18 protein-coding genes and 1 pseudogene are annotated in these 25,440 nt (G+C 42.3%); 4 read left to right on the forward strand and 15 right to left on the reverse strand.

Translation table 11 applies throughout. The annotated features are described in order from the left end of the window. The first annotated feature begins 20 nt into the window (after window positions 1–20). Together AC0VYI_RS17815 and AC0VYI_RS17820 are read left to right on the forward strand one after the other, a co-directional pair. Window positions 21–1,133: an ABC transporter ATP-binding protein gene (locus tag AC0VYI_RS17815; protein ID WP_475444573.1), complete on the forward strand. Its 1,113-nt coding sequence runs from the start codon at window positions 21–23 to the stop codon at window positions 1,131–1,133. Then, window positions 1,130–1,993 carry a glycerophosphodiester phosphodiesterase gene (locus AC0VYI_RS17820; RefSeq protein WP_475444575.1) on the forward strand — a complete coding sequence of 288 codons (864 nt, stop codon included), beginning with the start codon at window positions 1,130–1,132 and terminating at the stop codon, window positions 1,991–1,993. Before AC0VYI_RS17815 ends, AC0VYI_RS17820 begins: the two co-directional genes overlap by 4 nt. Here AC0VYI_RS17820 and AC0VYI_RS17825 read toward each other — a convergent pair. Next, window positions 1,987–2,817, reverse strand: coding sequence for an inositol monophosphatase family protein (locus AC0VYI_RS17825; protein WP_475444576.1), 831 nt, complete (start codon window positions 2,815–2,817; stop codon window positions 1,987–1,989). The two genes, AC0VYI_RS17820 and AC0VYI_RS17825, sit on opposite strands and share 7 nt — an antisense overlap. A gap of 252 nt (window positions 2,818–3,069) precedes the next feature. Beyond that, window positions 3,070–3,819, reverse strand: a complete 750-nt coding sequence (locus AC0VYI_RS17830; RefSeq protein WP_475444578.1) for an IS5 family transposase — start codon at window positions 3,817–3,819, stop codon at window positions 3,070–3,072. 432 nt (window positions 3,820–4,251) lie between these two features. Between AC0VYI_RS17830 and AC0VYI_RS17835 the strand changes: the two genes are divergently transcribed. Beyond that, window positions 4,252–4,446, forward strand: coding sequence for an antitoxin Xre/MbcA/ParS toxin-binding domain-containing protein (locus AC0VYI_RS17835; RefSeq protein ID WP_475444580.1), 195 nt, complete (start codon window positions 4,252–4,254; stop codon window positions 4,444–4,446). 385 nt (window positions 4,447–4,831) lie between these two features. Then, entirely contained in the window at window positions 4,832–5,158 is a 327-nt protein-coding gene (locus tag AC0VYI_RS17840) for a hypothetical protein (protein WP_475444581.1), read from the forward strand. A gap of 325 nt (window positions 5,159–5,483) precedes the next feature. Here AC0VYI_RS17840 and AC0VYI_RS17845 read toward each other — a convergent pair. From AC0VYI_RS17845 to AC0VYI_RS17905, 13 genes and pseudogenes are all read right to left on the reverse strand, one after another. Beyond that, a pseudogene (locus AC0VYI_RS17845) lies at window positions 5,484–5,690 on the reverse strand (transposase domain-containing protein); the annotation flags it as partial. A 67-nt stretch (window positions 5,691–5,757) separates the two neighbouring features. Further along, entirely contained in the window at window positions 5,758–7,008 is a 1,251-nt protein-coding gene (gene ltrA / locus AC0VYI_RS17850; protein WP_475444583.1) for a group II intron reverse transcriptase/maturase, read from the reverse strand. Window positions 7,009–7,473: 465 nt separating this feature from the next. Then, entirely contained in the window at window positions 7,474–8,928 is a 1,455-nt protein-coding gene (gene tnpC, locus AC0VYI_RS17855; protein WP_475444585.1) for an IS66 family transposase, read from the reverse strand. Window positions 8,929–8,954: 26 nt separating this feature from the next. After that, window positions 8,955–9,299, reverse strand: coding sequence for an IS66 family insertion sequence element accessory protein TnpB (gene tnpB, locus AC0VYI_RS17860; protein ID WP_475444587.1), 345 nt, complete (start codon window positions 9,297–9,299; stop codon window positions 8,955–8,957). After that, window positions 9,299–9,589 (reverse strand): IS66 family insertion sequence element accessory protein TnpA, encoded by a 291-nt coding sequence (gene tnpA, locus AC0VYI_RS17865; RefSeq protein WP_475444588.1) that lies wholly within the window; start codon window positions 9,587–9,589, stop codon window positions 9,299–9,301. The genes tnpB and tnpA overlap by 1 nt, the downstream gene beginning before the upstream one ends. 38 nt (window positions 9,590–9,627) lie before the next feature. Beyond that, a complete protein-coding gene (locus tag AC0VYI_RS17870; RefSeq protein ID WP_475444589.1) occupies window positions 9,628–10,074 on the reverse strand; it encodes an IS110 family transposase in 447 nt (148 codons plus the stop codon). A gap of 357 nt (window positions 10,075–10,431) precedes the next feature. Beyond that, window positions 10,432–15,213 (reverse strand): SDR family NAD(P)-dependent oxidoreductase, encoded by a 4,782-nt coding sequence (locus tag AC0VYI_RS17875; protein WP_475444590.1) that lies wholly within the window; start codon window positions 15,211–15,213, stop codon window positions 10,432–10,434. Between the two features lie 2 nt (window positions 15,214–15,215). Then, complete coding sequence (locus AC0VYI_RS17880; protein ID WP_475444592.1) at window positions 15,216–15,950, reverse strand: DUF2306 domain-containing protein; 735 nt, start codon at window positions 15,948–15,950, stop codon at window positions 15,216–15,218. Then, complete coding sequence (locus AC0VYI_RS17885; protein WP_475444593.1) at window positions 15,947–21,196, reverse strand: SDR family NAD(P)-dependent oxidoreductase; 5,250 nt, start codon at window positions 21,194–21,196, stop codon at window positions 15,947–15,949. Before AC0VYI_RS17885 ends, AC0VYI_RS17880 begins: the two co-directional genes overlap by 4 nt. Before the next feature lie 14 nt (window positions 21,197–21,210). Beyond that, on the reverse strand, window positions 21,211–21,918 hold the full coding sequence (locus tag AC0VYI_RS17890) for an HAD-IB family phosphatase (protein ID WP_067341336.1): 708 nt from the start codon (window positions 21,916–21,918) through the stop codon (window positions 21,211–21,213). Then, window positions 21,915–24,002: an AMP-binding protein gene (locus AC0VYI_RS17895; protein WP_475444595.1), complete on the reverse strand. Its 2,088-nt coding sequence runs from the start codon at window positions 24,000–24,002 to the stop codon at window positions 21,915–21,917. Before AC0VYI_RS17895 ends, AC0VYI_RS17890 begins: the two co-directional genes overlap by 4 nt. 23 nt (window positions 24,003–24,025) lie before the next feature. Further along, window positions 24,026–24,895 carry an SDR family NAD(P)-dependent oxidoreductase gene (locus tag AC0VYI_RS17900; RefSeq protein WP_475444597.1) on the reverse strand — a complete coding sequence of 290 codons (870 nt, stop codon included), beginning with the start codon at window positions 24,893–24,895 and terminating at the stop codon, window positions 24,026–24,028. Window positions 24,896–24,913: 18 nt separating this feature from the next. Further along, window positions 24,914–25,423 (reverse strand): GNAT family N-acetyltransferase, encoded by a 510-nt coding sequence (locus AC0VYI_RS17905; RefSeq protein ID WP_067341345.1) that lies wholly within the window; start codon window positions 25,421–25,423, stop codon window positions 24,914–24,916. Window positions 25,424–25,440: the final 17 nt, after the last annotated feature.

Genomic DNA, 25,440 nt, shown 5'->3' on the forward strand with positions numbered 1-25,440 from the left:
CACCAAATAGGTATATTTACATGGCATGTTTAACAATTAAAGACATCAGCAAATCTTTTGCGGGCACATTCGCTGTCGATAAAGTATCTCTTGATATCCAAGATGGCGAATTCGTTTGCCTACTGGGTCCATCAGGCTCTGGAAAGTCCACATTACTAAGAATACTAGGTGGCTTCGAAGCCCCAACTAACGGGCAAGTATTCATTGATAAAGTGGATGTTACTTCCCTAGCGCCAGAACAACGCCCTACGGGGATGATTTTCCAAAGTCACGCTCTATGGAGCCATATGAATGTATATCAAAACATTGCCTTTGGACTCAAACTAAAAGGCTTATCTCGGCAAGATATTCGCAACAAAGTTGAGCACATACTCGAAATGGTTGGACTAAGCGGTTATGGTGACCGAATGACTTCACAGCTTTCCGGAGGGCAACAACAACGTGTTGCCATCGCTAGATCACTAGTACTCGAACCTAAAATACTTCTGCTTGATGAACCTTTTGCCAGCTTAGATCAGCATTTACGCGAGAAATTACGTGAAGAAGTTTGCGAGATTCAACGACGTTTGAAAATCACCACTGTATTCGTTACTCACGGTCAAGATGAAGCCTTAGCCATGGCGGATAGAATCGTCGTCTTACGGAATGGCAAAGTAGAGCAAGTCGCTCGGGCAAACAAAATTTATCAAACACCCGAAACACAATTTGTTGCTGGCTTTATTGGGGCAATGAACTTTCTAGAAGGCGAGATAAAAAAGGGGCTATTCTGCCATCCTGCGCTAAACCTAAAAATACCAAATATTGATGATGGTTTAGCTACATTAGCAATTCGCCCAGAAGCGATTACCTTGCAACCTACTTTAACAGAAGCAAACAGCCAAGGTACGATTCATCGAGTTACTCATTTTGGCACTCATCTTATTTTCGATATCACTCTCCACCATGACCTCCAGCATATAAAAGTCATGGCTCCTCCTACAGTACCTTTGCAGGAAGGCCAACAGGTTAATCTCACCATCAACGCCTACCATCTATTTCGGAATAACCTAAAAATCGACCCAAGACTGCCGCAGGCAACTCATGTAAAGACCAACTTTGTTGATAAAATGAAAAGGGAGATACCATTACTATGAAAAAAAATAGCTTGTTAGACCAAAAAAAAGGTATTTTGATTAAACAAAATGATCATGACACTTGGCTAAAGTGGCACCGTGGACGCCGTTACTTAACAGACACTCCTTTTACAGCCAATCGAATTATTGAAGGTTGGTCTCTAGGTGCTTCGATGGAAATTGATTTGCAAAAGTATAATGGAGCAGGGTTTGTTATATTGCACGACGACATACTGGACAACTCAACCACAGGCCAAGGCAAAGTCATCGATACCCGTGCAGAAACCTTACAGACCCTATATCTCAAAAACATTAATGAAGAAACATCTAACCATCCTGTTCTACTGCTAAAAACGCTGGCAGACCGCCTTGCACAAATACCTTGTCCAGCAAACACAACTTTACAGCTAGACCTAAAACCAACCATAAAGTTGCTTAATAACGCGGATCGTCAAGCTTTTTGTCGTGTGCTCGCGCCGATTGCTAACCACATCATTCTGTCTGGTGGTGATGCCCAAGCAGTTCAATATTTGGCAGACGCCTTGCCATCAATTCAATTGGGCTATGATCCTTGTGAGCATATACCATTTGACACATTTAAAACCAAAAAGGACTGGCACAATTTTGTATTCAACGCTTGTAAAGCAATGCCAACAGCAAAAATCATCTATTTAAATTATCACATCATTTTAATGGCTGATAAGCAGGGAATGGATCTCATCGATGCATTCCATAGCCAAAACAAACGTGTTGATGCTTGGACAATTAAAAAAGCAGATGCCAGCGTACTGGCATTGGTTAACCGATTAATAGAACTTCATTGCGACCAAATCACCACAGATGAGCCTGTTGCACTACAAGCACTGATTGATAATCAATGAAAAGCCTCCAACAACCAATCATGCACACTACGATTACTGGCAACTAAAACATCACCATGATCACCAATTACATCGCCCAAAAAGCCAGAAACAATACCACCAGCTTCCTGGACAATTAAAGCAGCGGCACCATAATCATGAATGGATAATCCATCCTCGAAAAAGCCATCCAAACGACCACAAGCCACATACGAAACGGACAAAGAAGAAGCTCCCAAACGACGTACACCAGAAGTACCTGCCATCGATCGTTTCAACGCTGAAAAATATTTTTCTTCTTCAATCGTTTTTACTTGCTTGGGAACGGGCAATCCAGCACCAATTAAAGTTTCCTCAACTCTTTCTTGCCTACTAGTATGTAGTCGCTTTCCATTCAACCAAGCACCCTTTCCCAGTTCAGCACTAAATAGCTCTCTTAGCATTGGATCATATACTAAGCCACAGACGACGCGCTGTTGTTCAATAACCGCAATAGTCATCCCGAAATGTGGTACACCCCATGCAAAATTTGTCGTTCCATCAATTGGGTCAATCACTATCATAGGCTTACCATCATCAGCGACTTTATTCGCCACAGCTTCTTCTCCTTCAAAACCATAATCAGGAAAATCGACTTTTAATAAATCAATGATTTTTCGTTCAACCTCGCAGTCTATAACGGTTTGATAATCACGAGGACCTTTTATAGCTAACTCATCATCTTGATAACGACGTAATGACGAACTAGCATATTCTCCTACACGAACCACCGCTCGAGCGATAGATATTAGTCTTGAAGAGCCTGTTGTCGGCAACAAATCCAAAGCTACACTACTTGTAGTCATTCTTCCTCCAAAAAACATCAATACCATAATGATTGAAACTATCTATTCTTATAGAAATACAACATAAAGATAACAATCGTTTATGACCGTTTTATAAAAACATTCAAATATATTTATAAATGAGGCGCATTGGAAGATCGATGCTGCCACAGAGCCCTTCCCTTTTCGCTTATAACAACTGAAGAAGGCGACCGAAGATTACAAGACATAATTTTGTTCATTTCACTATTTATCCTAGGGGCTGTTGATCTTTCACATTGGCAGCCAAATGATCGAGCAAGCTAACGCTAACATGCTTTCAAAATGAATTTTCAACTTATCATAACGCGTGGCTATCGCTCTAAAATGTTTGAGCCGAGCAAACGCATTTTCAACTAAATGCCGATATTTGTATAAACACCAATCTATATCGGCGTTTCCTTTTTTCGAATTTTGCTTTCTAGGAATGACTGGAGTCGAGCCGCATTGACGAACTTTCTCGCGAATCGCTTCACTGTCATAACCTTTGTCCGCAATGATGAAATCTCCTTGTGGCAAGACCTCAATAAGGGCATTGGCCACTTTACTATCATGAACTTCTCCGCCTGTGATTATGAACTCTATTGGTAAACCATAACTGTCTACAGCAAGGTGGATTTTGCTTGTATTACCGCCACGACTCAGTCCAATCGCTTGATTTTCCTCAGAGGATGCACCCGCGCTGTGTTGATGCGCTTTTATATAGCTGCCATCAAGAAACTCCCATTCCGTATCCTTATTGGCCGATAAGGATTTGAATAGCCTGAGTAAAATTCCTTTTCTGGACCACAGTAAAAAACGACGGTAAACCGTATTCCATAAGCCAAAATAGTCTGGTAAATCTCGCCAAGGGCAGCCGACACGCAACCGATAAAGAATGCCTTCCATCGTGTATCGATGCTCTCGCTTGTTATAGATTCTATCTTCAAGCAGAATAGCTTTTAGCTTCGACCACATCTCATCAGTGAGCATTAATCGGGGCATGGTAATCTCGTTGTATTTGTTTTTGGCGAAGTAAATTATACGAGATTACCTTCTTCGCTCACAATTCAGACAAAGATCAACAGCCCCTAGTATTTATAAGGAACTTGAGATACTTTATATAAAACGACTGTTCATTACCAAGAAACTATTCCGAAGAGAACTATCTAAAGTGGATTTTCCACAGGTAGCTACCAGGGCGAGAGCGTGAACGTTTTTTGAACAGAAAAGCTCAATATTGTTGCTCATAAAACAGACAAAAATATGAGAGTTTAGCTGATACGCAATAGATGTATTCAAAACTGAGCTGTAATTTTCGCCCTAACACATCCAATTAGGTTAAAAATCAAGCAGCTCAGTTGATTATAAAGTATTCACGCTCTTGCCCTGACTGACACCTATGCCGCAATCTTAGAATTGGTTGAAGCATCTGAAATGAGAGAGTTGAATGAAAGCGTTCATCAATTGGGTCTAGAGCTGTTTGGAGACGAAGACAAATGGAAATCATGGATTAAAGCACCTGCACTAGCATTAGGTGGTAAGTCACCAGAGTCGATTATGGTTAGTAAAGAAGGAATAAATAGAGTAAGAGATCTTTTTGGGCAGATTAGCCACGGGATTGTGGTTTAAATAGGCAGTATAGCTATCTGATATCAAGGGTTGAGATGATGTGTACTAGCTCAGACCTGATTTGTATTGTTTAGACCCTGATCTATCAAGGCTGTTAGTGTTGCCGTCGCTGGATTGATAGCTGTCTGTCGTTTATTGAAATCGTCAAACTCTGCTACATCATCCTCATACCGTGAAATGACATTACTTAAGGCTTTGTACTGGTAGATAAAGAAAAAGTCTTTTAGTATCAATGAATAATTGGCTTTCCATTTTACATCTTGAGCTAGATTAGTATCCTGAAAAACATGTTTATACAGTTGCCACTAAGCCTTAACAAGGCCATCAATTTGACTGCTTTAAGCGGCAAATTATGGCGGCGTTATTTTAAAAAAAGGATCACGCCATGAACAACGTAATTGGATTTATGCTTGAAAAATCAATTGTGAATTCTGCCCCAATATTTCTGGCTGCATTGATAGTAGCCTATATTACTGGGTCTTTCTTTAAAAAATCTGGTGTTGGCATTTATTGGAGGACCGCAATTTATTCATTAGCAGGTGTTGGCGGCGGTCTATGGGCATACTCTGCTTACGATATATCAGACCGCAGTATTGAGTTCATGGAAGCGATAACTCTAGGAATTGCAATGTTTATCTATGCTGCGGTAATTGTTGGTGCATTCGTGCTATTTAAAAATAGAAAACAAACTAGGGATAGTGAGGGCGAATAACAATGCCATTAACTTAAGCAATTAAGATGAATTAAACCTATAAATATCATATAATTAGACTCAAATAATCAACATAAAAAGGCTAATTTATGCTTGACGATCACGATCTAATACCGAAACAAAATTGTACATAATTCAACCAAACTGATCCATTGTCCTGATTTCTTACAGCGCCACCGCTACTCCGATAAAGCTTTTACTCGCGAGCGCAAATTACCTTTCTCGCGTATCCTACTCTTTTTGCTTAATATGGTCAGAGGTGCCCTACAAGCCGAGCTCGACCTCTTCTTCAAGGTAATCGTTCATTCTAGGGAGTCATTGACTCTCAGAGCAATGACGATTTCAACGGATTGTCTGCGAACAGTTTCTTCCATCGTCTTGGGATCAAGTCAGCGGTGTCTTTTGCTGGGTGTTGGTTGACTCGTTGCAGTACGTCCGTCAGGTAGATATAAGGGTCGATGTCGTGCAGCTTGCAGGTGCTGATTAGGCTTTGGATGATGCCAACGTGTTCGGCGCCCAGTTCTGTCCAACAGAGTCGAGTCAGCAAGGGGGAGTTTCGCCCCCAAGCTGCTCACAGAACCGTACGTGACAGTCTCCCGTCATACGGCTCTTGGTCGCACATTTGATGCACGAAGTAATTCCCAATGAGCAAAAAGCGTTGGCATGCTTTTACGTACTTGATCAAGCTTGCGCTCCGCTTCTCGCGTACCGATTTTCAGCTTGCACCTTGCCCATTTAATCAATCTTGATTGAAAAACAGACCAGAGACGATAGCTAAAATGTCGATACCAGAACTTGCCATAGTAGTATATCCAACCTCTTAGCGAGGCATTGTACCTCTGTGCAAGTTCTTTCAATGTGGCTCCAGATGATCGATGTATTCGCCACGACGTAATCGTTTTAGTGATTCGTTTCATGGCGCTCATTGAGGCACCCGCAGCACATTTTCTGAACAAACAACCGTCTTTTCGCCTAAGCGTTCTAACCTTAAAGTCATAGCCTAGGAACGTGAAGACTTTCTTTACATTATGGCGTGGAAACGTATCTATGTAGACCACATTCGATTTGCTCTCATTGATACTCAATCCCACTTCTTCCATTCGTCGTTGGATCGCTTCCTTTAACTTCACCGCCTCTGACATTCGACTGCAATGACATACTATGTCGTCTGCATACCGTTCAAACGGTACATAACACCAATGTTTGTCCATCCATTGATCAAAGGCATAGTGAAGAAATAGGTTCGCCAAAATGGGCGAGATAACGCCGCCTTGTGGCGTACCACGCGCACTCTGGGTTAGGGTATTAGCTTTGCTTGAGTCCGTCACGGGGGCTTCCATCCACCTACGACAGTACAATATTACCCAACGTGGCATATCGTGGTGTTCTAACGCTTTCACCACCAGATCATGGCTAACGTGGTCAAAGAAGGCCTTAATATCTACCTCTAATACCCAGCTTTTAAAGCGACAGTTACGCTCACATTGCGTTAACGCCATATGTGCTGATCGATTGGGACGATAACCAAATGAGCTATGATGAAATAGCTTATCTAGTCGCGTTTCCAAATAAATCTTGACTGCCCCTTGTGCGATACGATCACTGATTGTTGGAATACCCAGTATTCTGTCTGAACCATCCGCTTTAGGAATTCGCTTTTCACGAACCGGTGGCGGTAGGTAACTACCAGAACACAAACGATTCCATATCTTATAAAGATTACGGTCTCTGTTGCGATCAAATTGCGTCATTGTTTGGCCATCACAACCCGGCGTACCTTTATTGCGCTTGACCGATTTATACGATTGCCACACGAGAGACTTGGGAATCTCAAATGCTTTGCCTTGCATTAAAACGTCATCCTCTTAAAAAAAAAGTTGTGTTCTAACCAATTCGGCGACCCAGACCCCTTCGCTCCAGCGCCATTACAGCGCATTCGACACTACTACGAGTCTGTCCGTCCCTACTCTATGATACGTGCTAGCAGTAGGTTCTCACGTTCCCTAAGCTGGCCTGTCTGGAAGTCTCGCTGCCTTAACACCGGATGCCATGTAGTCAGTAATCAGGTATCCACTACACTTATCAGGGGGTGGCTGTACAACCCCTTTTTGACATCACCTAAGATTTCGATGCTTCTTCTAACAGTTCACTTTCGTTCGACTCTTCCAGGCTCACATGACGGTAGTATTTCCGCCTTTTCCTGAGTCGCTCACTACCGAAGACCTTAATCAACAGCAGCATCAGGTAGTTTGATCAGTGCGCCTGAACATCCTGATCGGAGGACCTTCCTCCATCCAACTTAGAGCATGGATTCATTATGCTGCAATCTGTTCTACTTCATAATGTCTCCTTCGTGACACACAGAGCCAATTCTTCTTACCCATTGGGATGGGTCTTATCTCTCGCTCTAGGTGGTTGGTGTCCATGGCAACGTTTGGATTTTCCAAAAAGACCATCAGTTGGCGTTTGCGCTTTAAGGTGTAGTTCAACGCTTTCATCCAGCTATCGTCTGGTAATAGGTCAGCCCGTTGGCTTTGTTCTTCGCAGAAGGCAAAAAATTGATCCACTAAGGGCTTACTGTGTTGCACTCGGTAATCTTGTTTTTTCTCATCTGACCAACCTTTCTGTTTGATATGGCTTTCGTACTGGTACAAGGCGGCAATCAGGTTCAGCGCGTGGGTGACGGCCTCGGTTTCTTCCATTTCGGCTTTCAGTAGCTGACGACGCATGTGCACCCAACACTGAGCATGAGTGACCTCCGGTAAGGTGGCTTCGTAACGACTGTAAGCGACATAACCATCGGTCAGTAAAGTACCCTGCCAAACATGATCCAGTAAGTCTTGGATGTGTTTCATGCCACGACTTTGGGAGAAGGTAAACACCACTTCGTCCTGCTCGCCATAGATGGGCCAAAAATACGCTTGCTTCATTTTGCCGGGTTGGTTGCCTACCCCAGGCTGGCGGGTCGCTTTTATCGGTGTCTCATCCATGGCCAGTACCTTGCTGTCCAGCACACTAATCAGTTGCTCTACCACAATGGGTCGTAACAGTTCGATCCCGCGTTTGGTGAGGTTTGTGAGCGTTGCACGACTGAGGGTGATGCCGGAAGCGCTAAGCTGTTGGTGTTGACGATAAAGGGGTAAGTGATACAAGAACTTATTAACCAGTAAGCCAACGATAAAACTCACATCCGCGAGGGAACTGTCAAAAATCAGATCCGGCTGTGGCGCGGTAATGAGCTGTTTACTGGTTTTGTGCTTCACCACCTGACGTTTGGTGATGACGACTTCATAGGCACTGGTTTTTTGTACGATGCGGCTGACGTCTTTGAAGCCGACTTCTTCGTATTCGTGCGCATTGGGGCCTTGTAATTCGTCCGCTAAGATAACCTTTTCACGAACTGGTATAGACTCATCAAAACGCAATCCGGTGATGTTAATTTCATTGCCTTTACGAAACTTGAGCGCTTTGCCACGAACATTGGCAGACTCAGGTTTGTCCTTCTCAACGATAGGCTCTTCTTCTACGCGGGTTGGTTCTGACATCGGACCCACGATATCAGCGAGGGCTTGTTGATCTGGTGTGAGTAAGGTACGACGTTCGCTTTTCGGCCCAAACAACTCACGCTTTAGCATGTGCACTTCCGCTTCGTATTGGCGGATTCTTGAGGACATAGCCTCGACTTCAGCACGCAGTTTTTCGACCTCATTCGTGTGAAGCAAGTCGATGTTTTTGAAGGGTAAAATAGGTCGGTAAGTGGCGTCATTCATGGGGTTGGATTATACCATCCAACTTGTCATGATGCTCGCTTGTAGCGTTTAAATTGACGATATTTTTCGACTTTTATGCCCGCTAAGAGGTGCTGCAATTCAATCACACTTAGGGCGTGTTTAGCGTTTTCTGATGACGCATAATTGAACTGCCCCTGCGACAGTCGTTTACACCAAATGCAATAACCAGAGGTGTCAAAATAGAGGATTTTCATCTGGGTTTTGCGCCGGTTAATGAAGACAAAATACCCGATGAGTGGGTTTTCTTTGAGGTGTTGTTTGATCAGTCCCAACAGACCAGCATAAGACTTGCGCATATCGGTGGGTTGGGTATGCAACCAAATTTTAGCATTCGGATCGGGCATAAACATCAGTCACGACTCAGTCGAAGTTCAACGCCATCGCCTAAACACAAGGTAATGTTCCAGCGCCCAGAATAAGGGCCTGAGAGATCGGGCTCCTGACTGAGATCGATAAAGTCTGAGTGACTAGCATCTGGCGAGGCTTTCGTTCCCGAAAAATGCTGACGCCATTTACTAAAACTGGCGTAACTCACCTGATGCTGTTCGCAGTATTGAGGGGCGGATAAACCAGACTCGACTTGATCATTAATGATTTGCTGCCATTGAGCAGAAGAGCGACGGGCGTAGGGTTTGGTCATGGGTTGGACTCCGTTATGAGATGAAAACAGAATCCAGTTTAGGAGGTGAGTGGATTGGTGTGAATAACGGCGTGGAATGAACGCTTACGTTGCACCAGCTCTTCTCGTATTCGATGCGCCGCTTGGATATCTTGTTGATCAACTGTCTTATGATTAACAAACCGCATACTGGGTCGAGCCATGGCTTCACAAATAGCTTCTGCATCAACGCGATCATTTTTGTTGCTTTTAACATAAGGTTTGAGAAATTGAGCTGCAGTGAGCTTGACCGAGTAACCTAATTTTTTGAGCTCCCTCGCCCAATAGTGCGAGGACGCACAGGCTTCCATACCAATCTCGACACCAACAGGAACACGCTTAATAATGGCATCTAGCCAGTTAATACGTGAATATTTTCCACGCCACTGGACTTGATCGTGGCGGTCTACACCGTGAACGTGAAAGACTGATTTCGCAATATCAACACCTACTCGAACCATGTTCATAAATAATTCCTCACTTTGACTAGTAAATGGCCTTTGTCCAACATCACTAGTATGGCGCAAATGCGCAATTATGGGGTGAGGAGGACTCCATCCCATTGCTTACGAATTATTAATTGAATTATTTTATAATTGGGTCAGATGAGAGCTAAAAAGATCGTCGCTTTTCGTTTCTTTCGCCGTGCGAGGCTTCATCAATAATTCACTCCAAATCGCAAGGTTTTGCGTAGTATAATGCGATTTACTTGCAATTTAGAGTGTTTATTTTAACCATTTTTCTTTTTAAATTAATGACTTGGGTAATTTTTAATAGGTGACCGATTAGGATATTTACGATTGGTCATATTAGAGTCCGGGCAATCAACTTGAGCAACGCGCCATAATCTGATTCAAATCAAACGCGAGTTTGGAAACAGCAGGATCTTGATGAATAGTGAGATGAGAGCCAGGAAGTTCATAAACACGTATCTGCCCGCTTACGTAATGTTCCCAGCCCATTGTTGAAACCTCAGTATTAGTCACCTCCGGGTCTCCCGTATAAAAGAGATCCATATCTCCGTCAAACTTTTGTATCCGGTAGCGGCTAGCAGCACGAAGATGTCGAATAGCCACTCTTAACATTGGTAACAAAACACCGACTGTAAACGCTAAAACCTTTACACGTCGATAGCCAACTCCACTTTCTGTGAACGCATAACTATTATATGCATCCTTGACTATGCCGCTAAGGCGTGCCATTTTCGTCCACCATGGTACGCTTTTCGAGAAGTGATCGATGCTATCTGCGGCCTGGTCAATATTGATCAAACACCCGACTTGTTCTCCAGCTGATCGCAGTTGTTGCGCCATTTCATAAGCGATAAGGGCTCCAAATGACCAACCACCAATATGGTACGGACCAGTTGGTTGAACAGATTTCATGGCATCAATGTACACCCGCGCAATGTCCTCAATCGTGTAATAATAAGTTGGCTTCTTACCAAACACATTGGCCTGAATCGCAAAGAAAGGTTGGGTTGGGCATAGCAATTTAACTAGAGGGAAATAAGGATAAACAAGACCAAATAGTGGATGCACACCGAATAATGCTGGCCGCTCACCACTTGTTTTTAAGCCGACAATTAATTCCGATCCGGTTTCTTCACGGTGTTCGATATATGACGCCATGCCTAAAAAGGTGGGATCTTTGAAAAGTGCAGCCAATGAAAAATTGGCTAGGAAGACCTTATTAACTTCAAAATTTAGTTGCACAGTTTTGAGCGAGTCTCCACCTAAATTAAAGAAGTTATCCTCTAATTCGAAACTATTCACAGAGAGAATTTGCCGCCAAATTGCTGCAAGTTTGGTTATCGTAACTTCACTGGCTTTGGCCATCTTATGTTGACTAATGGTAATTGCGTCTTTTCGGTTTTGGATTCCGTATTGCTGATGAATCGACAAGTCACCAACAGTTAGTTTATTACCAAGAGAATCCCTAACTGTCACATCATTTGAACGACGCATCGTCAAAAAAGGATTGATAATGGAGTTTGGATCGCTTCGCCGATACAACGAAATCGATGCATGGTTTGGATTCAAACCACACAAAGCGTTAGTCCATTGTTGTTTCATACAATAAATTAAAGAATCTATACCTTGTGACACCGTCATTCTTTGCATACCAATTTTCGAAGTTAAATCAGAATATATAAAGTTTTCAGCTAAACCAATGTCTTTCCATATGCTCCATGAGTAGCAATATGTAGGTATCGTTGACCGGTTATTTTGGGTCCCCGAAAACTCCTCTAAAAACGCATTTGCTCCGGCGTAAAGCACACCGTTCTTAAATGGGAAAAACGTTGAGACAGACGAAAAATAAACTATAAAGTCGACTGGATTTCCGTCGAATAATCGATATAGATTTAACGCACCTTCAACTTTCGGTGCAAAGTGCTTGGCTACAACTTTAGGATTAATATTTATTATTGGCATCTCTGCCGGAGATGTAGCAAGATGAAAAACTCCATCCAATCGTAAACCCGTATCCATCTGGTATTTTTTGACCGCATCTGCCAAGTCGTCATAATTAGACACATCACAACTAATATATCGGCATCGAAAATCGAGCCAAGAACAGTCAACTGACGGCCGCATACCCAAAATTAGTAAATTAGCATCATAATTTCGCCTTAAGTGCTGGCACAAAGCGCTACCGACACCACCAAGTCCTCCAGTAACCAAATATACTCCATTCTGCTTAGCTTGCGGGGCATCGCCCTCTTCTACTGAAGATGGTATTTTAATAAGTTGTCGTATGAGTCTCTGACCTTGCCGATACGCCACCTCTGTATCTTCAATGAGTAGCTCGTCAACAATAAACTGCGCGCTGTCTCTGTTCCACACACCATTCAAGTCCATCAATTTGAACTGCGGCAGTTCATCCTCAGCATTAATTGCAAGCATACCGCGTATGGTAGCTAATCCAGGCCTGACATCCTGATCGTTATTAATCATGTAAATATTATTAACTACACAAATATACCTCGGTTTGCATGACTCCTTTATACATGCTTTTACAAAAGTAATTATCCGATTGATTTTAAGAGTATCTTTATATATTTGACTAGTGGAAAGCGGGGCTGCATACGGGAGTGGTTCGTCGAGCATGCAGTCAACAACGATATCGATATTATTGCCAATTTTTTTGAACAACAAATCTATAGACTCTTCCTGATCAAGGTCAACGGAGTATTCTTGTGAATTGAATACGTTAATGCTATTGGAAGATCTTATGCAATATACTTCATGCCCACAGCTTCTCAGTTTATCGCATAGTATTTCTGAAAATTGGTCGGCCCCAATTAAGACCATAATTTTTAATATTTTATAGGGCAAAACAAAATCAATCTCAGCGGGGCACCACGATGATTTCATAAACCAATTCGGAAGTGTTGATGTACTCTCTGAAATCGCTTCAGCAGCAATAATCTCAGCATCTAGCGCACCAGATTCAAAATTCATTTTCAAAAGTGATCGCTTTATCTTTCCAATCGATGTCTTATGGATTTGTTGCTTTGACAAAGAGACCACGTATCTTGCTAAAAGACCCACCTCTTTTGCTACCACTTGACGGATTTGACTTGTAAGTCCTTGTAAATATTTCGAATCTAAATTTGAATGAAAAACTACCACTAACTCGTCGGTTGACCGATTCGAAGATCGTATCGAAAATACAGCAGTGTAAGAGACAGATATCCCAGGAATAGCATCAACTATTGCCTCAATTTCTTGGCAGTTAATATTACGACCATTAATAATTATCTTCTCGACGTCGCGACCAGTGATTGTCAATATACCGTCACGGATGGTTGCGTTATCCCCAGTAATAAACCAACCATCGTTTAGAAAACTCGACGCATTCGCGGCATCGTCGTTTAAATACCCAGTAGTTACGGGACTACCTTTGAGTAACAGTCGGCCTATTTCACCCTCGTTAACAATTGTTCCGTGATTATCAATAATTCTTGCAGACAAAGAAGAAACCAACTTCCCAACAGGAGCCGGAGAGTTTTCATGAGCTCTCATCAACACATAATCGAAAGGAAGATAACATACTGCCGAGCACGTCTCCGACATGCCCCACGCAAATGTCATTGTACTGGGATTAAGGCCATATCGCTGTAATGCGTCAAGAAAACTATTAACTGTCTTAAGGGTTATCTGCTCACCACCATTCATCAAGACTCGGACTGCTGACAGATCAATGTCGTTTCTAACCTCATCAGTTTTAACAGCTGAGGCGACAAGCCCATAACCAAAATTGGGAGACCAGCTGATAGTGATCCTATGAAACGACATAAGCTCGATCCATCGCATAGGTCTGCTTAAAATACTCGCTTTGTCGATCTGTAGCTGTTCCATACCTATAGCAAGATCACGCATGTGGAACATTACCAATGCCCCAACATGATCAAGCGGAAACCAATTTAATGATCGATCATTACTGGTTAGTGAAAGCTCTTGTATCGCCGCATCGATCTGCAAGATGAGATTGCGGTGCGTTTGTTTGACGAGCTTTGGCGCGCCGGTACTGCCCGACGTTACTAGGACGAGAGCTGTATCCGAATTAGATATCGAACCGTTTGCGAGTGTGTGTCGCTCATTCAATGTGGAATAATCAAGTATATACTCAAAGCGGTGTTCAGAAGAAAACCTGTCCGAATGATCGAACAGAGTCAGTGAATCATCCTTGATGATACATTTTGAATTTGCCTTCGTCGCCACAAAACGTAAACGTTTTTCTACCCCCTCATCAAGAGAACCTTTTTCGGTGATTTCCATGGGTATTGGAATGAATCCTCCGATAAAACATCCCCAGATAGCCGTCAAGAATGTTTGCGGATCACACAACTGAAGAACAATATAGCTTTGTGATTGCAGTCCTTTCCTCTGAAGGCACGACGCTAAACATTCAGCTCTATTCAAAAGATCAGAATAAGTTAATTTAGATACAGAACTATCTTGTTCTAAAAACGATATTCCATGATCCGGGAAACTGGACGCGCAAATCTCTAGATATCTGCCGACATTTTCAATTTCAAGTGGAGGAAAATCTCCACTACAATGAACTTCCGCAAGACGTGCTCGATTTGCTTCGATGCAGGAGCCAAAATTAGCATATTCAGGGGATGATTGACTATCAAATATCTCATGTCTATTTTTATTTCCGTAATAAATAGATCTCGAAGGTGGCGGATCAAAAAATAGAGAAATTTTATCGTGATTATTAAGCGACTTGTGAGATATCACCTCTAATCTGACGATATCGGAAATTAGTGGGGAGGAAAGTAATGCAGCACTATCAACGACACCCCGAATAAGAGGTACTGTGTCAATGAAAGTAAAATGTTCATAGTTGTTTAAAAGCGGAATTTTATCCTGGAGTTCTTCCAAAGTCTGACCTCTGATGGATCGAGCATAAGAATCTTCCAATACGAGATAAGCAATCAGTGCTTTTTCGCCAGTAGAATAGGCTTTGTAGATGACGCAATCCAGAATTCTGCTATCACTTCGTGCGTCAGCCTCGCTTTTGCGACAACGCATAGCAACTACATTTTTTTGTCCGCAAAAATTAGTTAATAAAATTGATGCATCCGTCCGCATATTTACTTCCTTTTAAAAGATTTTTTGCTGAGATCAGGCACCAATGTAGGAGCCAAATTGCGCTTCAAGCGAGAGTTATTTTGCAACCATATGATCACCATTTGGGCAATTAGAAGATTGGTTCCAGACCCTAACCAAAATATCCAATATACCGCTTCGCGTGACTGCATCGAAAAGATGTTAACCAAGACATATAGATAGAGCCTAGCCAATACAATTCCTAGACCTACAAACACCGCGCGAATAATATTGACTTGATGCTCATGCCACCGTCTTTCGCGTGCGTGAATAACAGCAACCAAATAGAACCATATAAGAGCCAGACCAAAAATGACATTTGGAACGACGCCCCTCAAACCAGAAAATGGAAGCCTGTATGAAATAATAATTCCAGACATCACCATAGTTACTGCAAATATGCCGAAAACATATCCAATCAACTTATGTCCAGGGCTACGTAGAGACCAGAACATTGGTATCAATGTGTATGCTGCACATAAGGTAAATCCAAGTGACGCTAAAATATGTACAGTTAGCAAAATGTGGTGCATCCTAAATTCAGGGAGCTGTATGCGCGCATATTCTTCCCCAGCAAACGCACGAACAATGGCATATATATCCACTTCGGAAAGCAAGAGATAATTCAAAGAAATAAATATTGCACCAAAAATCAAAGCGATAAGATAGAGCCTTAATAAGGAACTCGAGTTGCTGAGTAAACCGTTCGTTCTTTTCATGAAAACCGTCCATTTTTTAGTGGAGTTTTAGTGGCTATATCCTTAGCAATAACCTCAAGACTACTTCCTTCAATAAAATGCTCAAGAGGCAGCATCACTTGGTACTGCTTTTTTATCCAAGTAACAAGCTCAGCAGCAAACAACGAGTCCGTTCCGTAGGCGGTTAGTGAAAGATCCTTATTGATCTCACTCGTATCATTGCCCAGATACTCGGAAACGACGTTAATCAAATTAGTCAGAATTGAGGCTGATGATATTTCGCTTCCCGAATTTATTGTAGCGGTTTCAGAGATCTTAATTGTTTGCTTTTCACCACGAACCAAGGAGTTCAAAACAGTCTCATTATTTGTTGCTACAAACATAGTCTGGGCGTGTAACTTCTGACGCATTGTTTTATTGAGCAAAGATTCAAGCTCATTTTCATCAATCTGGTTTAAGCCCATAGAGTTCAGGCGGCGTTTCTGGCTCGGAGATAACTTCCCGTAAAGCCCAGCGTTCACTGGCCCCAAATTGATCGAATAAATCGGAACCCCCTTGGATTGACCGAACCATGCCAGTTGATCGAGAATTCCATTAGCAACACCGTAAGATGATTGCCCGACCGAAGGGAATTCAGCTGCGATGGAAGAGAACAGTACTAATGGAACGTCTTGCCTTCCTCCTAAAGCATTTTGAATGTGTATACCGCCTAATGCTTTAGCTCCAAGAGTCTCTTGAAACGTATGTGTGCTGACATGCTGGAACAGGACATCAGTTGATACACCCGCAAGATGAAACACTCCGCCTAGTGCGCCCATCATCTCTGCACACTTAAGTAAATGGTGTACATTTTCTAGATCACTGATATCACACTGAAGATATTCAATTGTCGCATCCAGAGGTTTGGACGGAAAAAGTGCGTAAACAACGCTTTTATCGCGTTGTTGTTTGCCGCATAACACAATTTTTTTCGCGCCCGATTTTAGCAACCATGCAGTTACTATCAAACCGACACCGCCAAGGCCACCTGTTACAACATAAGTCTTGCTTGGGTCTGCCACAAATTCTGGCGATTGTAGATCTAGCTCTCGGCTCCATTGCGATTTGAACGCTCTACCATTTCGAATGACGATCTCATTTTCCATGTTCAAATGATTGCGTGAAATCATTTGAAACGCCTGAAATGAGCTCGTTTCGCGGTCCATATCTACAAACATTATTGGCACAGTCGTTGCCTCAGCTTGTATAGAACGCAGACCACTTTTTATAGCCGCTAAAGCAATATGGCTAATATCAGAATTTTTGTTCTTATATGCATAAGCATCAAAACTAATCAGAACAATACTTTCAACATTATGCGACTCTAATTCGGCGATCAAATTTGCCGCGAGGAAATACACATTTTTATGGGTATCGAATCCATCGCTTGCAGGTCGAGTATATTCATCAATACATAACGTCACCCCTATCGGGTTATGGCGATCTATGCCTGACATATATGATCGAAACGCATTTCGCTGTAGAGCTAATGCATCATTAGTCTGCGGAGTTGTCTCAACCTTATATGAGTGCATGTATTTGTTAGCACCGACGCCCTCAATATCCTTTCCTAACAAGATTAGAACGTTGTCCGCACTAGCATATTCGATGAGATCAGTGTCTGTCATCTCTTGCCAGACCTTAGTAAAGAGAGCAGATGATGGCCTTTTCAACGAATTTATAATTGTGCGCTTCGCTATACGTCGCATATGTGCGCCCTGAATACTGGCAACACATCTGCCCTGGCTATCATAAAGTGATACATTACCAACAATGTGAGCGTCGATTCCGTTACCAACAACTACTGACTTGGCAATTGCCTTGAACTTCTCGTCGTGCTTTGTGTTGCGATATACATTAATGGCATCAATCCGTGCAGGTACATACAAATAGGCTCCATCAAGATCAGCTCGCTTGATGAACCCTGCAATTGCATGAAAACAGGAGTCAATTAATCCAGGGAAAATAGCGTAGGCATCATGGTTTTCTTTTTTCGTTTGTGGCCTTTCTAGGAAGCGTAATGCTGACATGCCATTCTGTAGTCCAGAATGTAACCATTTAAACGATGCCCCTAATGTATAACCCATATCATGAAAGTCGCGATAGAATTCTTCTGCGCTGAACTCAGCTCCCTCAGTTACGTCATTGAGTTCATCGCTTGCTTCTTTCGCTGTATTTTTCAAGATATTACCTCGGCAGTGCACAACTTTTTCACCGCGAGATGATGTAAAGGCTTCGAAATGAACTGTTTGATCAGGTCGACGCCTTAACTCCACATGGAGCATTACTTCTTCATGATCAGGAATAACTAAAGGCTTGACGAACTCCATATTTGCCAAAACACACTGATCGTTCAGCAGTATCTCTTTCCCGATACCTATCATCAGGCCTATGTACGAGGCACCCGCAAAAATCTGGGTATCATAAATACAATGCTCAGCCAAATGTGGGTATCTCGAACTGCTTAATAAAATATCCACTACGTCTGTATCGACGCCCCGTCTGAGTGTACCAATATAACCAAGGCCTATGGATGTTCGGTTGTCACCATCTATTACATATTTTTTGGGGCTCTTTTCTAGCCAGCACGACTCTGGAGAGTATTCGAGCTTTGGCAAAAATCTTGCGAATTTGCGACCTTGAGAGCCAGTAAAATTAAATCCATCATCAAAGAGCGCTGACATCGTCTTTTCGAGATTGGAGATATCATCACGACCATTGCGCAATGATGACAGCACCAATAAATTAACCCCTTGTGTACATCTCAGAATGGATGGACTAATTGTTGCAGTCGGCCCAACTTCGACAAATCTTGTATACCCAATTTCAATCGCTGTTTGTATCGCTCTTGCGAATTGGACTGGCTTGGTGAGCTGATGACACCAGTACTTCCGAGTGGAAACCTCGTCATGAACGAATTCCCCCAACTGTGTTGAAAGATAAGTAATTTTCGGCGCCGAAAATGAAATATCAGTGTTGAGAAGTACAGCATAAGCCTCCGCAGCAATACTCATCATTGGGGTATGAAAAGCAAAATTCGATGGAATTTTTTGAAATTTCAACTTTTCCGTTTCCATCTGGCTTACCAAAATATCAATGTCAGCGGATTCGCCAGACACGAGGAATTCACTTGTCGAATTCTCAGCAGCAATCCACAAGGAATGCTCTTGGATAAGCTTTTCTACTTCGTCGCGGTTTCCATGAACTAGAAGGCTTTGCGCTAACTTGGAATACTTTTGAACGATCTCGATACGCTTAATAACAAGGTATGCACAGACTTCGAGGCTCATCACCCCCGCTGCATAGGCTGCAGCATATTCGCCAAAACTATGTCCAACAACAGATGTAGGGATAATACCTTTGGAAATCCATAAATCAAATAATGCACACTCTAGCGCGCAAATCGCCCCCTGAATCTTAGTATCCGACCATTGGCTGACTGTAACGTCATTTCGTTCAAATAATGTTTCTGCTAAAGCTTCACCACAATGCTCTTTATAAACCCCGTCAAAACGGTCGAATGTATTGCGAAAGACAGGTTCAGAGGCATAAAGCACAGAGCCCATACTTGTGTAGTGTCCACCTAATCCAGAAAAGACAAACATCAAATTTTGAGTATTTGATGTTTGGCGACTACTAGAAGTATCAGCTGAATTTATGAACTCAGATATTGCTGTTTGCAACATTACGCTATTACTAGCTGGATATGACCAACGAAAGGGTAGCGCAGTTCGACAAAAAACGGATGCATCACAAATGTCATTGATATAATTAGGTGTGTTTGCGATTAACCTCTTATAGCCTTGCATTATGGCACGCAATCCTTCCTGTGTTGGGGCCGATGCCGCAAGTATCTTTGCTCCTTCCGAGATGGTAGCCTCTCTGACTTCAATGGCCTTCGAATCGCCAATCACCAAACATCCATTAGTGCCACTCATTCCAAAATTGGAGAGAGTGGCGAGACGTTGACAATTACGTTCCCAGGGTATCGTAGAAGATGGGACGATTATCGACACCATCCCAAAACTCGCTTTGGGATTGTGCGCGTGATAGTTAGCTTGAGGTGGAATTTTATTTTCCGATAAAGCGGCAAGAACCTTAATCACAGACAGCATGCCAGATGCCGCTTCATGATGACCAAAATTTGCCTTTGTGGAGCCAACATAAAGTGGATTTTGACGTTGACCAAATACAGCCGAAATTGATTTCGCTTCAACTGCATCTCCCAACGGAGTCCCTGTCCCATGAGCTTCGTGGTATTGAATATCTACTGGATTTAGACCAGCGTTGGCTATACTTTGCTTCAGCAGTTCCTCTTGCGCAAGGCCGTTAGGTGCAGTGAGCCCATTCGTCCGCCCATCGTGATTTACAGCGCTTCCGTAAATCACGCCGTAAATGTGATCGCCATCTGCAATGGCTTTTGCATGCGGCTTGAGAACAACAAAAGCACAACCCTCGCCTCGCACATATCCGTTCGCTGATTCGTCGAAGGGCTGAAGAAGTCCGGTGGGAGAGAGCGCTTGCATTTCGCAGAACCCTGTCGTCGAATCAAGGTCAAGGATTAAATTCACACCTCCAACCAAAGCTAACTCGATACCTCCCGAGCGTAACTCCTTGCAAGCTAGATCAAGTGCAACGAAAGAGGAAGAACAGGCAGTATCAATTTGCATAGCAGGCCCACGTAGATCATAGAAATATGCCAACCTGCCTGCAGCCAAACTTCGAGCAATGCCTAGTCCACTATATGCCCCAATACCACAACCGCTTTTAGCATGTATACGGGCATAATCATCTGTCGACATACCAACATATACACCAACTGGTCGCTTTTTTAATTTTTTGATGTCAATACCAGCGTCTTCGAAAGCATGCCAACTTAATTGAAGGAGCATTCGTTGCTGCGGATCCAGTGACACCGCTTCTCGCCTGTTCATTCCAAAAAACTGAAAGTCGAAACGGTCAATGTCTTCTAGATACGCGCCATCTATGTTATACGGTTCTGCCCCGTGTCTATGGGTGAACTCAAATTTATTTAATCGACTGTCAGACGGTTTGTTAACAAATGTTTTTTTATTACAGAGCGCAACGGAAAGAGCTGATATGTCTCCAGCTATTCCTGGATAGCTGAACGATATGCCAACTATGGCTACTGAATCAGCTTCGACATCTTTCTTCTGTTCAGCTACTTGTTTCGTTTTATGAATATGAGTGTCTAAAGTAATTTCCATTTTCAAACTCCAAATCAATTCCAGTTAATAAGACATACAGATTGTTTCAGTGCTCTCTCAATTTTCGCCTTAGTTCTCGCTGTTCCATTAATAATAAATGATCGTTTTGCTAAGCGAAAAAGCGGCAGATCGGCGCTACTATCTGAATAAAATTCGTCAAATTTTTGTTCAATACCATTTTCAATTAGAAAGCGGACTTTATTTTCACCGTAGCAATGAAAGTCACAGATTAATCCACCCAACCGTCTCGAAACTTTGGAGGCCCCAAGATCTACGTGAAGACCCTCATTTATTAAAATTTTCTTAATGAGAAATCTTCCACTAGCGGTGAGAATCATTACTCGTCGTTCAGAACTGATGGCGTCTCGGAGTAATGTAAGTCCATCGCGATAAAAGTGGCCGTGATGACCGTCGATCAATCGCGATACAAATTCATCTGCATAACGGTCAATTTGCCGATCTGTAAGTCCAACAGTCCCAATCCAAAGAAGCATCGAACCAATATATTTAAGTCGATAACGAAATATGACCAAACATACGAGCAGCGGCGCCAATAGATAAGCTGTCAAGGTACGAATCTTAGACTTTCGGAGGACGAACTTCATAAACTCAAAAAAAGAATCATGTGAGAATAATGTTCCGTCGAAATCGAAGACAATATCGTAAACCTCCGCAAATTCAGACGTCAAAATCGGTTGTTCTGTTTCGGGGAAATTTTTCATTTGCTATTATTCCTCAACGATAAGGATAAATGAGGTATCAACTCTTCCAAGGTTGGATAATTAAATAATACTGTCACATCTATTGATGCTCGATAGCGGCAATTAAAGTCCTCTATAATAGAAACGGCGTCGATTGAATCAAGACCAAGCTCAGCGAATGGAGTCGTGAAACTGATATCTGTTCGTGAAACTTCTTTATTTACTATTATCCAACTAATAATCCATTCTTCGATTTCTTTTATTATTCTGTGATAACTCGCCACAGTAGTTTTCTCGACTACATCTAGATTTTGGATAGTCTTATCACTAAAGAAGTCACTTTCATGGTTAATACCGTCCGCCAAATGTTCAGGATACGTGTAGTTATGTTGCGGGCTGTCACGCAACTGATCTATAAAAAGCTTTTTACTTTGACTTCGAGACACTTTGCCGCTGGTCGTTTTTGGCAATGTTCCTCGTGCTAGCAGATATACGCCTTTAATAGGTATCTGTATATTCTGTGAAACTGCACGAGAAATTCGATGTTTAAGATCTAAGACAAATGTTTCATTCAGCAAGTCTCGTGGGTGCACTTCTTGGAGTAGAACTAATTTCTCAACACCACTGACAAATACTGAAATCGCTGCCGAGTTATGTTCCTGAAGTGACAAATCAGTAGAAATTACTATACGTTCAATATCGCTTGGATAATAATTCTTACCGTTATAGATGATGACATCCTTTAGTCGGCCGGCGATAAATAGTGAACCATCAAAGACAACTCCTAGATCCCCAGTACGCAGATAAGGCCCAAGACCATCATTGAATGTTTCATTGTCAAATACTTCTCGAGTCTTTTCGCTATCATTCCAATAACCTAACGTAACACTGGGTCCGCTAAACCAAATTTCACCAATGTTGCCTGCGGTGAGTTCTTTTCGTGTGAGGGGATCAACGATACGAATGCGGTGCTCTGAAAGAGCCTGACCACAAGAGACATATTCAGCTTGCGGTGAAATGAAATGTCCACCTCTTTCGAAGTTTTCACTATCAGAAAGTTGAGCTCCCCGCACAACAACCTGTGGAGTGCGAGGAGCTGCTCCTGCGACAAGTAACGTCGCCTCAGCCAGGCCATATACGGAACAGAAGGATTCTAAGTCAAATCCCGCTTGCTCAAATTTCTCCGCAAATTTTTTAAGAGAAGCCGCCCGAATGTCTTCACTTCCATTCAACAAGGCCTTAAGAGAACTCAAATCTAGTTCGCCGAGCCTCTCCACTTTGATCCGTTTCACGCAATGATCAAGTGCGAAATTGGGCGCGACTGTTCCGACGGCTCTATAGTCACTTATAAGCTTCAGCCATGCGAAGGGATTACGAATAAATGTGTCTGGTCGAATTAGATGACACGTTCCACCTAAATATGCGGTATGTGTAATTTTTCCAATCATCCCCATATCATGCGACAACGGAAGCCAAGAAACCAATGTTGCCTGTCCACTAACCTTTGTGAGTTCAGTTATCGTTTGATGATTTGCTAGCAAATTGCGATGAGTAAGCATTACGCCTTTTGGTGCCGATGTCGACCCTGATGTGTATTGCAAAAATGCAACTTCATCTCCAAAACGAGCATTTAGATCTATAGCTGACTCATCAGACGAAACAAGCTCATCAAAGGTCACATGTTCAAAATCGAAACCACTATTTATCTCTGCCATTCTTGCACGGTCATCCGGCTCTAAAATTAGCAAAGCTGGTGTGCAGTCACGAATAGCATGAATAAATCTATCAGATTTATTCTCATTCCTTCCTGTCGACCAGTTTGGACGTGGTAGTGGAACTGGAATTAAACCTGCTTTCAAAGCTCCAAAAAAACATAGTATATAAGCAGTACTATCTGTCAAAAGAATTGCTACCCTATCACCGGGATACAGCTTTTTTCTCAGACTATAAGCAAGTCTACTCGTATAATCTGCTAACGAAGCGTACGACACTCCTTCGCGAAATTTTTCGTCATCATGATATCTGTATGCGATCCGATCTCCATCACATTTTGCCCAGTTATCTAGCGCATCAGTAACGGATACGAATGTTGACTTTGACTCCATTTTAAAAACCTCCTTTTGCATTGCTAATAAAAATATTTTCCAAGTGTTGGAATAAATCGTGAATTTAACTCACGCAATATCCACTGTCTTAATCTTTCTGGAAAATATTGATTAATAAAAATGAGAATCCGTGCGTCAAGGCCAACAGAGTAAGTCGAACGGGGGCGGTGAGTACACAATATACGAATAATCAGACAAGCAACTTTTTCAGGGGTATTTTTGGAGCGACTACCTCGCGCAATAGCGTTGTAAATACCGGCAATATTATCAACATTAGCATTCTTATAAGATTCGGGATATTCGTGAACTAAACAATCATAATGTTGCTTTGCTTTTTGAAATAAATTTGTGCGGATCTGGCCAGGTTGAATGTTTACTAGTTTGACCTTTCTTTTTCCGATTTCAAGTCTCAAGGCACTAATAAGAGCCTCTAGCGCAAACTTTGACGCAGAATAGGCGCCAGACCCCGCCATAGAGACCTTTCCGTTCATTGACGAAACGGTTATCGCATATCCTTCAGCTGCTTCAAGTAAAGGCATAAAGCTTTGAATGAGTCGAATTGGCGCAATTGCATTAAGCTGAATTTGAAATTCGATATCTGCAGCTGTTACCGATTCCACTAAAGAAGGCAACCATGTGCCAGCGCAATTAATCAAAACGTCCAATTGTTCATAGGTATCTTGAACCGCTTTAACTACATCATCGACAGCGGACTGGTTGGTAACATCTAGTTGTCGGATTTCAACATTATCAAAATTGATCAATGCCAACTGTGCTAATTCTTCCGACAATATTGAGGTTGCAATAACAATGTAGCCTGACCTCGAAAGAATATTAACAGTCGCAAGACCAATACCAGATCCGGCACCTGTCACAAGTGCGATTTTCTTCATGAAGTACTCCTGAGTCTACTATTTCGCAACTAACACCATTGGTGTGTAATTGACTTTTCCTTCATTTACTTCCGGTGCTATTGGAACAAAACCAATCATCTTATAAAGATCTATAGCCTTGTCTATGCCAGAAACAAATACGTAGTCGTAACCATTATCTTTAATCCAGTTTTTAACGAATGAGCCGAGCTTAAAGAAATTTGATATATTACGGTGCTCAGGCATTAGAGATAACAAACGGACTTCTATAGCCTTGTGGCGAAAAGCATCAACAAAAGTTGCATCAGGCAACCTCTTTTCAAAAGAAAATGGCTGGCCTGTAAACGCAGTTATTGCAAGAAACCCAATAATTTGTTCTTGGCTTTCAGCAACAACGTATGTATTTATTTCGTGGTTACGGTCAATCAAATGAGTCACGCCAGGTGCAGTATTATGCTGTTGTAATTCGTTTACATATATTTGCCAGTTAATGGAATGTATACTGTTCCAGTCTTGTTTAGTGCCTATTCTAACTATTATATTTTCCATATTATTCACCAATATTT

Source organism: Marinomonas sp. 63XJN7_9_ISO-PGPR-S23-217 (assembly GCF_056173515.1).